The organism is Gordonia polyisoprenivorans (genome assembly GCF_017654315.1).
Classification (GTDB): domain Bacteria; phylum Actinomycetota; class Actinomycetes; order Mycobacteriales; family Mycobacteriaceae; genus Gordonia; species Gordonia polyisoprenivorans_A.
This window is the reverse complement of sequence record NZ_CP072203.1, coordinates 827,890-841,562: the sequence shown is the minus strand read 5'-3', so window position 1 is coordinate 841,562 and position 13,673 is coordinate 827,890. Positions and strand designations below refer to the sequence as shown.

Below are 13,673 nucleotides of genomic sequence, written 5' to 3'. Positions count from 1 at the left end.
GATCAGTCTGTGATCCTACAGTCACAGATCGGTGAATACGAGGCAAACACGGCCGTGCGAACAGTAATGGATCACTCGGAAATCGGGAGATCCACCCGACGACAGCAGGAGAGACCAGCGATGGGACGGCACCGCACACCGACGCCGCGTCGGCATCGAGGTGTGCCGTTACTCACGCTGCTCGCCACATTGATGCTGATGGTCGGCGCCGGGGTCGGGGTGGCCGTTGCCTCGCCGCCGAGCGGGACCGGCCCCACCGGCGGCGGGATCTGGTTCACCTGCTGCTCACATACGCAGCCGACCGGAAGCGGCAGCCAGTCGCCTGGTTCGTCCGGATCGTCCTCGTCATCCCCGTCGGGGTCGTCGCCGTCGGGCGGCGGCAGCGCTGGGGTCCCGACCTACACCCCACCTACCTACACCCCACCGACCGTGTCGACGTCCACCTCGTCGACGGGCAACGTGGTGAATCCGCAGCGTGAGCGGCCTGCGCCGACGGCCACCGCGCCCGCACCCGCGGCACCCGCGGTACCCGCCGCACCGGTGCCGCCGGTCGTGCCCGTCGCACCACCTGCCGCAGGTGCGGGTGGAGCCGATGGGGTTCCCGGGACATCCGCTCCGCACACCGGCCGATCGACACCGAATTCCGCTCCGACGGGTTCTCCGGCGCCGGCCGCACCCGCACCGCGCGCCACCACACCACGGCCGGTCACGACGGCTCCGCAGGCGGCACCCGCCGCGGAACCAAAAGTCACCCTCGCCGGCGTCGGCGGCTTCTTCCGCGATATCTCGCCAGGCCTGTTGCTATTGCTCGGCGCCGTCGCGCTCGTCGGCACCGGGCCGTTCCTCGACGCCCTGCGTTCGACGCGCCTCTGACCGTCGACGCAAGGTCAGCAACTCTTCTTGATAGGGGACGCGCCGAGCGAGGTCGGGATCGGTCCAGTCGCCGTCCATCCATTCCCGCAACACCTTGGTGGCGAGCACGTCGTCCTCGTTGTAGGCCAACAGCCGATCACGTTGGGAGAGATCGAGTTCGGTGGTGCCCAGCGCGACAGCCGCCTTGTACCAATCCATCGACGCGGCGCCGCCGGCCTCGTCGTCGCGCCAGGTGAAACCGGCGACGGGAGCGACCTTCTTCAAGCCTTTGCCCTGCGGGCACACGAAATTCGCGCTCACCGCCTCATAGATGTCGACCCACTCGGACGAATCGATGAACGCCTGGATCTCGGCGCGGGTGGGGATGCCCGGTGCGCCGGCGAACCGATCGGCCGAGGAGAGTAACCACCGGTTCTCGGCCTGCTGCGAATAGCAGTAGGCGGCAAAGGTTTTCCCGCTCTCGTGCGCGGCCTGCCGTTCGGCGTTCAACCACGCCCAGAACTCGGCGAACGAGCGCGCCTCGTCGGCGGTTGGCAGCGGATGCCAGGTGACGAACGGGCGATAGCGCACCGGCCGGTCGCGGTCGACGTTGTCGGTGAGCAGCGTGCCCCACAGGTAGGCGCCGTCCTCGCCGTAGCTCTCCATGTCGACGTCGACCTCCACGTCGGCCCGCTGCACCAGGGGGCGCTCGACCCGGCGCACCAGGGGCACGTCGGTGAGCCAGGCGATCGCGTTGACCACGGCGTCGTCGAAGGCCACGTTCGACGGCCACGACTGCGGCGCCGGCCCCTCGTAGCGGGCGAGCTGGTCGACGGTCCGGATTCCCGCCTCGGTCAGGGTGCCGGCCTGCCCCGAGGAGACCACGAGGCTGATGTCGCGGCGCGCCTCGAGTTCGGGACCACATCTCTCCCACCACGGGCAGCTGCGGCACTCGGAGACCCGGCGCGGTGCGGTCAGCACCGACCCCGCGGCGATGGCCTGTCGCCGCTCGAACACCGACCGGTAGTCGGGCAGCGTCGTTCCGATGCGGTGCACGACGATGCAATCGATGTCCAGGCCGATCACGCCAGCGCACAGGTCCGGTTCGTCACGCGTCGGGGCCAGACCCTCATCGAGCAGCATCTGGGTCAGATGGGCCAGACGTAGCTGGTCACGACGGTGGTTGCGGATCGTGCGGTGTGGGTCGGGGGTAGGCACCCAGCCCCACAGCGGGCTGGTCAGTAGCGCCGCCGTGCCCTCGGCGGGCGCACCGCGTCGCGGCTTGGCCGGATACGACGCCCGATGATTCACCACGATGATCGGGAGATAGCCGTCGTCGACGCGGACGAGAAGTTCCGAATGTCCCCGACGACCACGGTCGGGGTCGATCGGCAGCGTCGCATTCCAGATCCAGTGCGCACCCTCGTCGCATGCCTGCAACGTCCGCGCCGCCCGCTGTGCCGACGAACCCTGGCCGACGGTGACGAACGTGTTCGGCTCCTGGTCGCTGTGGATGGCACGCAGCAGGTCACGAACACGATCCCGATGCAACGCCGCAGCCTCGGTGCGACGCGCGGCCTCGGGCGTCTGCGGACGGTCCCAGGCCATGTCGGGGTGCGCGGAATCCAGGGCGAGGCGATGTTCGCACCCGGCGAGGTCACGGGCATGCAGCAGGCTCGGCACCGTCGTCGCCACCTCCTGCTGTCCCCGGTTGTGCGGTATCGCCCGTCACAGTCTGTTTCCGAGCCTATGTAATGCTTGTGTCGGTGGGTTCACCATCGCGGTTGCGCGCGTCATGTCGCGATCGTGTAGGTGGACTCGTACAGGTGGACAAAGACTCGGCAGTCCCAGCGAAAGGTGCCCCGATGGGTGTGTTCTCGTCCGACGGTAGAAGCCGTGCCGAACGGCGAGCCGAGGCCAAAGCACTGAAGGCCAAGGCGAAGCTCGAGGCAAAGTTCGAATCCAAGGATCGCCGCAAGGCCGCCAAGGAACGCCGCAAGGCGGAGCACAAGCTGCGGGGCAAAGAGCTCAAGGTCGAGCAGAAGACTGCGAAGAAAGCCGCCAAGGCCGACCGCAAGGCGAGCAAGGCGCAGGTGAAGGTCGCGCAGGCCGAGGCCAAGACGGTGGCCGCGAAGGCGAAGGCTGCCGCCGATGCCAAGCCCTACAGCCCGGCGAGCGTGCGTCGCTATCTGACGGTCGGACGGCTCGTCGCACCGATCGTCGCGCCGGTTGTGTATCGCGCCGCTGTGGCCGCGCGGGGTCGGCTCTCGTCGATGCAGGCCGAGCGGGTCGGCGTCGCACCGGATGTGCTGCGCCAGTTCTCCGGACACGGTGCGAGCCTCGCCGCACGGATCGCCACCGCCCGCACTTCCCTGGACAAGGTGGCCGCGCAGGACACCACCGCCGACGCCAAGGCCTTTGTCGACGCGATCGGCAAGCGTCTGGACAACCTCGCCATCGCGGTGGACGCCGCCGAGGCGATGGCCACGGGGCAGCGACGCACCACGCACCGCGCGATCGAGGACGAACTCGGCGCGATCGACGCCGACATCCTCGCCAGGCTCGGCGTCCGGTCCTGAGCGACGTGGGCGCCCGGTAACGGCACCCGGTGACGGCGTCGTGCTGTGTCCGGGGTGTCCGTGTCCGGTGTGTGCACGTGTCTAGGATTGGTTTCGCCACGTCAGCGACACGCGAGGGAGCGACCGCACCATGACCGACCCGGATCCGAACAAGGCGCACCCATCGTCCGACGGGCGGACGGCCGGGAGTGGTGCACCGGAGGCGGGCTCCGACACGGCCGGTCACAGCGCACCGGCCAAGAAGGCCGCCAAGAAGAGCCCGGCGAAGAAAGCACCCGCCAAGAAGGCCCCGCCGAAGACCTCTGACGTCGAGGAAACCGCCGCCGACAAGGCCGCAACCGACAAGCCGGCGGCCAAGAAGACCCCCGCGAAGAAGGCACCGGCAAGGAAAGCCGCGGCGAAGAAGGCACCGGCAAGGAAAGCCGCGGCGAAGAAGGCACCGGCAAGGAAAGCCGCGGCGAAGAAGTCCGCTCCGAAGAAGGCCACCGCCGAGAAAGCCCCAGTGAAGAAGGCGCCGGCGAAGAAGGCACCGCCCACCAAGCGGCCGTCACCGAGCGCGGGTACCGCGCCGGCCAAGAAGGCGCCACCCAAGTCGGCTCCCCCGTCACCGGAACCGACACCGGCCCATGCCGCTATCGAACCCGAACTGCCCTTCGACGAGTCGGCGGCCGCCGAGCCCACCACCGAAGCCGTGACGTCCACCCCCTCGGCTTCCGAGCAGCCTGCGTCCGCAGAATCCGACAGCGCCGCGGAATCCGGCAGCACGGCGATCGTCGACGTCGTCGCCGAATCCGATGCTCAGCGAGCCACTTTCGCCCAGCTGCGCGCCGGCGCCCCCACGGAACTCCCCTATCCCGTTCGTGTGCCGGTCGTCGTCGGCGGCGGACTACTCGCCGTCCTCCTGCTCCTCATCGAGGTACTTCGGCGTCGGCGGAGCTGACCGACCCTGGCCGCGGTTCGGTGTCTCTGGTGCCTACTCGCCGCGTAGCGCTCCTCGACACCTCGACCATCGGGATGGGAGGTTCCCCCCGCTGGTCGAGGTGCAAGCCGCCCGTGGCCCGGAATCCCTTCGGCACAAGGGGTCTCGAGGCTCGTCGCTAGCGCTCCTCGACACCTCGACCATCGGGATGGGAGGCTTCCCCCCGCTGGTTGAGGTGCGAGCCGCGACCGCGAATACAGTTTCCACCGAATTGGGTCAAAAACCCCGAAAAACGGGGTCGGATGCCCGCTCCGGTGGAAGTTATATTCGTATCGACCGCGACCATCGCATGAAGACGAGCTCCACCCACCGCGGCGTCGGCTCCTCAGGCGATGCGATTGAGGATCGCCTCGGCCACCTGCTCGGGGCGGCGTTGCGGAATCCAGTGGTCGACGCCTTCGAGGACGATGAAATCGTAAGGGGCATCCACCATCTGGGCACAACCACGGGCACCGGCCCGGGACAGGTAGATGTCGCCGTCACTCCAGATGTGGGTGGTCGGCACCGTGACCTTGCGGTTCATCAGACCACGATCGCCGTACTTCAGTGCGCGATACCAGTTGAGTCCGCCGGTCAGTGCACCGTAGTCGATGATGTCGGCCTGCAGCTGCTCGGCGAAGCCGGGCGGACCGAAACGTGCCGCCCGCGGGTTGGACATGCCTTTGCTCAGCGCCCATTCCGCGAATCCCGGGATCTGGAACACCCCCATGTACCACGACCGCAGCAGCTGGCCGCGCGGCATCGCGCGCAGATAGGCCCCCGGATGCGGAACCGCGAGTGCGGTCAGCGTGGCGACGCGATCGGGATGATCGGCGGCGACGGCCCACGCCACTCCCGATCCCCAATCATGGCCCACCAGATGGATTTTCGGGGCATTAAGTGCATCCGCCAGCGCGATGACGTCGCGGGCGAGCTCGGAGATCCGGTAATCACGGACGGCGGCCGGACGCGCCCGCGGGGAGTATCCGCGCTGATCGGGGGCAACAGTGCGGTAGCCGCGTTCGTTCAGGATCGGGGTGACCAGGTTCCAGCACGAGGCGCGCTCGGGGAATCCATGCAGCAACACGATCGGGATATCGGCGCCCGGCACCTCCCCCGACCCCACATTGCCTGAGTCGATCACATCGAAAACACATCCGTCCCTGCCGAATTCACTGATCCGGCCGGTCTCGCCGGTATTGCCGTCGTCCGTCATCATGCCTCCCGTCCATGACCGCCGAAGTCGTTCCGGCGGCAGCGCACTGATCGACAGTAGCGTGTCCGGCGCTCATCGAACCCGCTCACCGTTCACTGCCCCCGGTCCGCTCGGTCCGGACATAGGTGGCCGGGGGTTTCCCGACGATGCGACTGAACGCGCGCGTGAGATGCGATTGGTCGCTGAATCCCAGGCGCACCGCCGTGTCGGCCCAGTCGACGTCTCCGCCCGCATTGGCGATGGCCGCGACGTCGAGCATCCGGAACCGCTGGATGACCCACTTCGGTCCGATGCCCACGTACTCACCGAACTGCCGCTGCAACGTCCGCAAACTCACGCCCGCCTGTGCGGCGAGTTGCTCGGCACGAGTGATGGACGGGTCGTGTTCGGCCGCCTCGGCGAGCGCGGCGACTTCATCGATCACCGGGTCGTCGACGGGATCACGCTCGGCGAGCCACCGGACGGCGATCGTCACCAACTCGTCGTCGCCCGCGGACGGATCGAGGAGTTGCCGCGCGACCTCATGGTCATCGACGCCGAGCACGTCGGCCACCGTGCGCACCGATCGGGTCCACGCACTCACCGGACCGTCGAGGAACCCCCGAAACCCACCGGCACGGAAGGCGATGCCGAACACCTGGCCATCGTCGGTGAGCGTCCGCGAGAACCGGCTCTCCCCCACGCCATGCACCCAGAGCCTGCCGTCCTCGGCGGCGACGTGCACCACAGGTTGCGGAATGACCTGCTGCTCATGAATTTCGACGGTGGACCAGCGCACGATCCAGAAGTAGTCGACCCAGCGAGCGAGATCGGTAGGCGCACGCAGACGCGACACCCGGAACGGCATCGCGGCGGCAGGTCCGATGATCGCCCGTGGCCCGCGGCCCAGCACGGGCTGCGTGGTGAAGCCCTCGTTTCCGTCCTCGCTCATCACAACCAGTGTCGATCCGATGTCGCGTTTGTACAAGACCACACCCGCACCCCAACCGCACCCTGGAGCCATGAGCACCTCATCGACGTCCCGGACAAACTCCGTCACAGCCACATTCCAGGTCACCTCGTGGAACGAGGAGAAGATCTACACCACCGACGACCGCACCGTCGAGATCAGCGGCGTCACCTACCCGGCGCGGGGGTTCAGCCGCGCCGACGTCGCCTACTCCTACCAGGGTGACGTCACGGGCACGGGCACCCTCGCCTACCTGCTCACCTACATCGAGGGCGCCGACGCCCCGACTGCGGGCTTCGAGGCGTTCGAGGGTTCGATCGATGGCCACGAGGGCAGTCTCGTGCTGCGGCACAACGGTTTCCACAACGCCACCGGCGTGCACGAGACGGTCGAGATCGTCGAGGGCCTCGGCACCGGCGGTCTGGCAGCCATGCGCGGACACGCCGAGATCGACCTGGCCGGCCACAGCGACGACGGCTACCCGATCACCTTTCACTACACGATGGAATGAGCAATCCACCCGGGCCCACCAGCACGGCAGCCGCGACCGATTCGGTCGAGGCTGCCGTGGTCTGGCGGGCGTGATCAGACCGAGCGGTCAGATCAGCTTGTACACCGTCTGCCCGCCGACTGTCATCGCGGTGAAGTTCTGCGACACCCAGGTCGAGATCTCCGAATTACCGCCGGGACCGCCGCCCGATCCGCCGATGTAGTAGGCGATCTTGCCCTCCGACACCATCTTCTTGAATTCGTCGAGCGTGGGCGCGGGGTCGTTGCTCCAGCCGCCGATGGCCATCACCGACTTGCCGGTCGCGATCTCGATCCCCGACGCCGACTGCGATCCGTTGGTCGCCGCCGCCCAGGTGGTGTTGGTGGACTGCAGCAGCTTGACCAGATCGCTGTTCGACGAGACGTCGCCACCGAAACCACCCATGCCACCGCCACGTCGTCCCTGCTGATCCGAACCGTTCTGGGCCGAACCGTTTTGGGCCGAACCGTTTTGGGCCGAACCGTTCTGGGACGTGGTCCCCGACGGCGGGGTCCCCTGGGTACCCTGCGTCGAGCCGTGCTGCCCACCTTGTCCGCCGAAGCCACCCATGCCACCGGGTCCGCCCATACCGCCACCGGCCGAGGAGGTCTGCACCGCGGTCGGGATCGACCCGGTGTGTGCGGTGGCCGCGGTCGCGATCGAGAAGGCTGCGGTACCACCGAATCCGGCGAGTGCACCGGCCAGCACCGAGGCGGCCACGACCTTCTTCAGGCCCAGCACGCTTCCGGCGATCACACCGATCACGGCGACGACGGCCACCACACCGATCAGCCACCGGCACCAGACCGGACCCCAGTCGTTGCGATTGAGCAGCACGATGGCCCACCATGCGGCCAGCCCGATCATGGCGGCCATCGCGATGCGTCCGTCCCAGTGCGCCCGCCGCCGCCACGCGAACACCGATCCCAGACCGACCAGCGCGCCGATCGCCGGGGCCAGCGCCACCGTGTAGTACGGGTGGATGGTGCCGCTCATGTAGCTGAAGATCATCCCGGTCACCAGCAGCCAGCCACCCCAGGTGACGATGGCGCCGGACTCGACGCGGGCAACACCGTTGCGGTAGTTGAAGATCGGGAAGCTGCGGATCATCAGGTACACCCCGAAGGCCACCACGAACAGCGCCACCGGCAACAGCCAGGAGATCTCGTTGCCCATCTCCGAGCCGAACAGTCGATTCAGACCCGTCGAACCGCCGAAGGAGCCACCGGCCTGCCCGCCACCGGGGCCACCGCCGCCGCCCGGGCCGTTACCGCCACTGATGCGACCCAGCCCGTTGTAGCCGAGCACCAGATTCATGAACGAGTTGTCGGTGGAACCCCCGATGTAGGGCCGCGAGCTCGCCGGGACGAGGATCGTGACCAGCACGAACCAGCCCGCCGACACCACCAGCGCCACCGCGGCGAGCAGGAGCTGCCCGATCCGCTTGAGCCAGCCGTTGTTCGCGAACAGCAGGTAGGCCAGCGCGAATGCCGGCAGCACCAGCAGGCCCTGCATCATCTTGGTGAGGAACGCGAAGCCCAGCGCGACACCAACCAGGGCCAGCCAGCGGCCCGAGTTGGTCGCGATCGCCCGCGCCGTGCAGTAGGCCGCGGCCACCATCAACAGCACCAGCAGCGCGTCGGGGTTGTTGAAGCGGAACATCAGAGCGGCTGCCGGGGTGAACGCCAGAACGGCGCCGGCGATGAGGCCGGCCGCGGTGCCCTGGCGGGGATCGGCGATGACGCGGCGCATCGTCGCGTACATCAACGCGACCGCCGCGACGCCCATGATCGCCTGCGGGGCAAGCACCGCCCAGGAGTTCATCCCGAAGATCCGCACCGACAACCCGGTCACCCACAGCGAGGCCGGCGGCTTGTCGACGGTGATGAAGCTCGATGGATCCAGCGCGCCGAAGAACCAGGCACGCCAGCTCTGCGACCCCGCCCAGGCCGCCGCGGCGTAGAAGGTGTTGGCGTAGCCGCTGGCCGAGAGGTTCCACAGATAGAGAACGCCGGTGACGGTCAACAGGCCGGTCAGGCTCAGCTTGCTCCACGGCATCGGTCGCCCGCTGCGCCGATGGCTCGGCGGGGCGGCGTCGTCGGATGGCGGCGACGAACTCGGCCGATCCAGAATTGCGGTCATCATTCCTCCTGTCGCGAGACCTTCACGTCTCGGCGTTGCTCACTGCGTGTGTTGCCGGGGTGGACGTACGCCGGGCGATCCGCCCCGCCAGTGCACTGGCCTCGTTCATGCGGTGCACTGCATCGGGTTCAAGAATGATGTCCGGTTCTCCAGCCCGACTGGACGACGACTGGGAGAAGCCTGTGAGCGTGTGCGCGGTGTTGGATTACTCACACTTCCCTGTTACCTGGGCTTTCGCGTTTGTCAAAACCGTTACCGAAGCGAATTGTGGAACGTGAATGTGTTCGCGATCGCGAGGTAATGATGGACAACCGGATGTCGTATCGGCGGGGGGCCGCGTATCTACCGTGGTCCCACAATCCGTTGATGCGGCGCGGCGATCGGATGATCGCCACCGCGGTCGTCACGTCCGTCATGATCCTTCTCCTGGCGATCCCACTGAGCGTGTGGGCGGCCGATGCCACCTATCGCTCGGTCACCGACCGCGCCGACGCCGCGATCCCCATCTCCGCCACGGTCGTCAGCGTCTCCGACTCCGATCCGACCGCCGTCGAGACCACCGCCACCGTCTCGTGGCGCACTTCTTCGGGCGTGCACACCGATTCGACGTCGGTGCCCCGCGGCACCAAGGACGGCTCCACCACCCCGGCGTGGACCACTCCGGACGGCACCCGGCTCCAGGATCACCCCGGCCCCACCGAACGCGTTCTGGGCGCGGTGTGGGTGGGTGTGCTGGCGTGGTGTGCGATGTTCGCGCTGGTACTGAGTGGCGTCACCATGGTCCGACGCCGGGTCGCACGCGCCCACGACGTCCTGTGGGACCGCGAGTGGTCGCAGGCGGGCAACGCCAACGGCTGGGCGTCGCGCTGAACCTCAGCCCGGCCCGTCGACCCCGCTCGGCCGTGCCGGAGTCGTTCGGACGGGGTTCGGGACCACCGGCACGAACGCGTTGGCGGCGCGACCGTTCAGGGTCGGGGAGAGCCCGTTGATGAACGTCAGGACCTGGGCCGACTGCGCCGGCGGGTACGGCGTCGGGACGTAGTCGTTGTACGACTCGGTGCGTGACACCCGCGTCGGGATCACCCGGAAATCGACGCCGCGCACCGCGGTACCGGCCATGTCGAAGCGGGTTTGCAGGATGAAGGTGCGTTTGTCGGTGGGGCTGCTGTTGCCACCGAACGCGAAGTTGCCGAACGAATACGCGATCAGCTTGCCCCGATAGATCTCCATGGACTGGATGACGTGGGGATGGGTTCCGACGACGAGGTCGGCGCCCGCGTCGATCGCGAGATGGGCGAGCTCGGTCTGCACGCCGTACGGTTCGTGTTCGCTCTCGATGCCCCAATGCATGAACGGGATCACCACGTCGGCGCCGCGGGCTCGCAGGGACTTGATGTCCGACACCAGCTTTCGACGCATCTGCACACTGTCGGTCCACGCCTGATACCCGACGAAGCCGAACGTCACGCCCTTGATCATGGTCAGGTTGTCCAGGTCGTACCCCGACCCCTCGCTCTCGTCACCGGTGCCGAAGTACCCGACACCGACACCCCGGAGCGCGGCGAGCGTGTCGTCGAAACCGACCTGGCCGTAATCGAAGGTGTGATTGTTGGCGACGGTCACCACGTCGATCCCGCCCGCGGGCAGAGTCGCCGCGAGCGCCGGATCGCCATGGAAGTGATAGACCTCGCCCTCCCCCTTGTAGCGCTGGGTGCCGCGGCGCGTGAGTGCCACCTCGAAGTTGGCGACGGTCGGGTCGTCCGCGTCGAACAGCGCTTTGACGTTCTGGAAGAAGTAGTCCGGCCGCCGCCCGTTGTCCGCCCACACCGTCGGCAACGACGTCGCCGTGGAGAACTTGTCGTCGGTGCCCAGGATGTTGTCACCGGTGAAACTCAGCACGAGCTGCTGGGCACGGGGCGTCGGGGGCGTGGCAACCATGGGCCCGGGCACGACCCGCGCGACCGGTGCAGCCGTCGTCGACGACGACGCCGACGAGGCCGCCACCACCCCGACCACGACGGCGATCAGCACGACCAGCCAGACGCCGGAACGTCGGCGCACACTCGCGAACACTCTTGCATCCAACCGGATTCGCACGCTGCGCGCGTGTCGGCTGATCAGGGGATTTCAGGTCCCGGAGGGGCCGGAAGGGGCTGGAACCGTCGGTATTCGAGTGCTCGAGAACGCGGTCAGCGACCGGGCAGATACTTCAGCGCGCGCATCGCGAACGGCGTCGCCGCGCGATAGAGGCCCTGCGGGATGCCGGGTGCGCGATCGATGCCGATGAACCGCTGCTCGGCGATCGTCTGCGGCTCGGTGTATTTGAGCAGGCCCTCCTCGCCGTGCCGGCGCCCGACGCCGGAGATGCCCATGCCGCCCATCGGAGCTGCTGTCGACGCCCACGCCGCGGCATAGCCCTCGTTGATGTTGACCGTGCCGGCCCGCAGCTTCTCGGCGATCCGCTGGGCCTCGTCACTGCTGCCCGCCCACACGCTGGCGTTGAGTCCGTAGTCGGTGTCGTTGGCGAGTTTGATGGCCTCGTCGATCGAGTCGACCGGGTACACCGACACCACCGGACCGAAGGTCTCGTTGGCGAAGCACTCCATCGCATCGGTGACTCCGGTGAGCACGGTCGGCTCAAAGAAGAACGGTCCCAGGTCGGCGCGGCGCTTGCCGCCCGCGATCACCGTGGCGCCCTTGGCCACTGCGTCGTCGACGTGCGCCTGGGCGGTGTCGACCTGGGCGGCCGAGGCGAGCGAGCCCATGTCGGCACTGAAGTCGTAGGTGGCGCCCAGGCGCATGCCGCGGACGAATGCACCGAACTTCTCGATGAACTCGTCGGCGATGATCGAGTCGACGTAGAGGCGCTCGATGGAGATGCACAACTGCCCGGAGTTCGAGTAGCAGGCGCGGGCGGCGCCCTCGACGGCGCGGTCGATGTCGGCGCCCGCGGTGACGATCATCGGGTTCTTGCCGCCGAGTTCGGCGGAGAAGCCGATCAGACGGCGGCCGGCCTGCTCGGCGAGCGTGGCGCCGGTGGCCGACGAGCCGGTGAACATGACGTAGTCGGTGGTGGCGACGATCGCTTGTCCGACAACACTTCCCGGGCCTGGAACGACTGCGAACAACTCGGCGGGCAGGCCCGCCTCGTAGAGCAGTTCGGCCAGGGCCAGCGCACAGTACGGGGTCTGGCTGTCGGGTTTGATGACCACGCCGTTGCCGGCGAGCAGCGCGGCCACGGCGTCGGAGACGGCGAGGGTCAGCGGATAGTTCCACGGGCTGATCACGCCGACGACGCCCTTGGGCTGATAACGCACCCGCACACTCGTCGCGCCCGGGATGATGCCCTTGACCTTGCGGTCGGCGAGCATCTTGGGGCCCGCGGTGGCGTAGTGCCGCGCGGTCAGCGCGACGTCGATGACCTCTTCCTGGGCGTAGACGCGCGCCTTGCCGGTCTCGGCCTGCGCGATGTCCATCAGCGACGCCGCGTTGCGGTGCACCAGTTCGGAGAATTTGTCGAGGACCTTGGCGCGCTCCTGCGGGCTGCGGGCGGCCCAGCCCTCCTGGGCGACGCGGGCGCGGGCGACCGCGGTCTCCAGATCGGCGGCGGTGCCGACCGGGATGGTGGCCATCTCGACACCGCTGAACGCCTCGAGGACCGGGCGGGTGGGCCGGTCGGCGGCGTTGTCGATGGCGACGAGCGCACCGAGGCGGGCGAAGTATTCGGGAGTGGGTCGGGCCATGATCTGTGCGCTCCTCGTCAGCGATCGGGAGATGGGTGTGCCGGTCAGACGGCGGCGACGAGCACGATGCCGTCGTCGTCGGAGTAGAGGGTGTCGCCGGGGACGAAGGTGATGCCGCCGAGGTCGATGGGCACGTCGCGCTCACCTGCACCGGTCTTGGTGGACTTGCGCGGGTTGGTGCCCAGTGCCTTCACCCCGATCTGCATACCGCCAATCGTTTTCGCGTCGCGGATCGCGCCGTTGACGATGACGCCGGCCCAACCGTTGGACCGGCCGAGTTCGGCGATCAGGTCGCCGACCAGTGCGGTGTGCACCGACGCGTCGCCGTCGACGACGAGGACACCACCGGGGTTGGATTCGCCGAGCACCGACTTGAGCAGGGCGTTGTCCTGGAAGCAGCGCACGGTGCTCACACGGCCGACGAACTCGCGCACGCCGCCGTACTGGGTGAACTGGACGTCGCAGCTACGGACATCGGCACCGATCTCGTCGACCAGGTCGGCGGTCGGGGTGAAGGTGAGCTCACTCATGCCGACCAGCATAGGTGTAACCGCAACCAACAGGTAATGACCCCTGCCTAGCCGACAGCGCCCTTCACCTCGCCGGCAGCGCCTTCGAGACGCGTCCTCAAGCGCTCTCGGCGTCGAAACGAGCGCTGTCGGCGACAAAACAGGCGCTCTCGGCGTCGAGACGAGCGCCGTCGGC

General features: G+C 68.0%; 12 protein-coding genes. 5 read left to right on the top strand and 7 right to left on the bottom strand.

Annotated features, from left to right (window positions below):
* Nucleotides 1-120: 120 nt before the first annotated feature.
* Nucleotides 121-873 (top strand): hypothetical protein, encoded by a 753-nt coding sequence (locus J6U32_RS03845; protein ID WP_208793626.1) that lies wholly within the window; start codon nucleotides 121-123, stop codon nucleotides 871-873.
* On the opposite strand, the gene J6U32_RS03840 is transcribed toward J6U32_RS03845, so the two are convergent.
* Nucleotides 802-2,547: a TM0106 family RecB-like putative nuclease gene (locus tag J6U32_RS03840; protein WP_244332560.1), complete on the bottom strand. Its 1,746-nt coding sequence runs from the start codon at nucleotides 2,545-2,547 to the stop codon at nucleotides 802-804. The genes J6U32_RS03845 and J6U32_RS03840 overlap by 72 nt on opposite strands.
* A gap of 170 nt (nucleotides 2,548-2,717) precedes the next feature.
* Here J6U32_RS03840 and J6U32_RS03835 point away from each other — a divergent pair, with 170 nt between their 5' ends.
* Complete coding sequence (locus J6U32_RS03835; protein ID WP_208793625.1) at nucleotides 2,718-3,431, top strand: DUF6474 family protein; 714 nt, start codon at nucleotides 2,718-2,720, stop codon at nucleotides 3,429-3,431.
* A 130-nt stretch (nucleotides 3,432-3,561) separates the two neighbouring features.
* A complete protein-coding gene (locus tag J6U32_RS03830) occupies nucleotides 3,562-4,371 on the top strand; it encodes a hypothetical protein (protein WP_208793624.1) in 810 nt (269 codons plus the stop codon).
* 364 nt (nucleotides 4,372-4,735) lie between these two features.
* Here J6U32_RS03830 and J6U32_RS03825 read toward each other — a convergent pair whose 3' ends face one another.
* Both J6U32_RS03825 and J6U32_RS03820 read right to left on the bottom strand, forming a co-directional pair.
* Nucleotides 4,736-5,608, bottom strand: a complete 873-nt coding sequence (locus tag J6U32_RS03825) for an alpha/beta fold hydrolase (RefSeq protein ID WP_208793623.1) — start codon at nucleotides 5,606-5,608, stop codon at nucleotides 4,736-4,738.
* 82 nt (nucleotides 5,609-5,690) lie between these two features.
* A complete protein-coding gene (locus tag J6U32_RS03820; RefSeq protein ID WP_208793622.1) occupies nucleotides 5,691-6,536 on the bottom strand; it encodes a helix-turn-helix domain-containing protein in 846 nt (281 codons plus the stop codon).
* Nucleotides 6,537-6,606: 70 nt separating this feature from the next.
* On the opposite strand from J6U32_RS03820, the gene J6U32_RS03815 reads away from it, so the two are divergent.
* Entirely contained in the window at nucleotides 6,607-7,065 is a 459-nt protein-coding gene (locus J6U32_RS03815) for a DUF3224 domain-containing protein (RefSeq protein WP_208793621.1), read from the top strand.
* A gap of 87 nt (nucleotides 7,066-7,152) precedes the next feature.
* Here the strand turns inward: J6U32_RS03815 and J6U32_RS03810 are convergent, their stop codons facing one another.
* The gene (locus tag J6U32_RS03810; protein WP_208793620.1) at nucleotides 7,153-9,225 is read right to left on the bottom strand and encodes an ArnT family glycosyltransferase; all 2,073 of its coding nucleotides are present in this window, start codon (nucleotides 9,223-9,225) and stop codon (nucleotides 7,153-7,155) included.
* Nucleotides 9,226-9,591: 366 nt separating this feature from the next.
* Between J6U32_RS03810 and J6U32_RS03805 the strand changes: the two genes are divergently transcribed.
* Nucleotides 9,592-10,095 (top strand): Rv1733c family protein, encoded by a 504-nt coding sequence (locus J6U32_RS03805; RefSeq protein WP_244332558.1) that lies wholly within the window; start codon nucleotides 9,592-9,594, stop codon nucleotides 10,093-10,095.
* A 3-nt stretch (nucleotides 10,096-10,098) separates the two neighbouring features.
* On the opposite strand, the gene J6U32_RS03800 is transcribed toward J6U32_RS03805, so the two are convergent.
* From J6U32_RS03800 to rraA, 3 genes are all read right to left on the bottom strand, one after another.
* Nucleotides 10,099-11,298 (bottom strand): CapA family protein, encoded by a 1,200-nt coding sequence (locus tag J6U32_RS03800; RefSeq protein WP_208793618.1) that lies wholly within the window; start codon nucleotides 11,296-11,298, stop codon nucleotides 10,099-10,101.
* 116 nt (nucleotides 11,299-11,414) lie between these two features.
* Nucleotides 11,415-12,971 (bottom strand): succinic semialdehyde dehydrogenase, encoded by a 1,557-nt coding sequence (locus J6U32_RS03795; RefSeq protein ID WP_280118986.1) that lies wholly within the window; start codon nucleotides 12,969-12,971, stop codon nucleotides 11,415-11,417.
* A gap of 41 nt (nucleotides 12,972-13,012) precedes the next feature.
* Nucleotides 13,013-13,510: a ribonuclease E activity regulator RraA gene (rraA, locus tag J6U32_RS03790; RefSeq protein WP_208793616.1), complete on the bottom strand. Its 498-nt coding sequence runs from the start codon at nucleotides 13,508-13,510 to the stop codon at nucleotides 13,013-13,015.
* Nucleotides 13,511-13,673 lie beyond the last annotated feature (163 nt).

Coding starts and splice junctions, on each gene's coding strand:
- J6U32_RS03805 (WP_244332558.1), top strand. CDS start 9,592: ATGCGGCGCGGCGATCGGATGATCGCCACCGCGGTCGTCACGTCCGTC.
- J6U32_RS03820 (WP_208793622.1), bottom strand. CDS start 6,536: ATGAGCGAGGACGGAAACGAGGGCTTCACCACGCAGCCCGTGCTGGGC.
- J6U32_RS03825 (WP_208793623.1), bottom strand. CDS start 5,608: ATGATGACGGACGACGGCAATACCGGCGAGACCGGCCGGATCAGTGAA.
- J6U32_RS03810 (WP_208793620.1), bottom strand. CDS start 9,225: ATGACCGCAATTCTGGATCGGCCGAGTTCGTCGCCGCCATCCGACGAC.
- J6U32_RS03835 (WP_208793625.1), top strand. CDS start 2,718: ATGGGTGTGTTCTCGTCCGACGGTAGAAGCCGTGCCGAACGGCGAGCC.
- J6U32_RS03830 (WP_208793624.1), top strand. CDS start 3,562: ATGACCGACCCGGATCCGAACAAGGCGCACCCATCGTCCGACGGGCGG.
- J6U32_RS03815 (WP_208793621.1), top strand. CDS start 6,607: ATGAGCACCTCATCGACGTCCCGGACAAACTCCGTCACAGCCACATTC.
- J6U32_RS03845 (WP_208793626.1), top strand. CDS start 121: ATGGGACGGCACCGCACACCGACGCCGCGTCGGCATCGAGGTGTGCCG.
- rraA (WP_208793616.1), bottom strand. CDS start 13,510: ATGCTGGTCGGCATGAGTGAGCTCACCTTCACCCCGACCGCCGACCTG.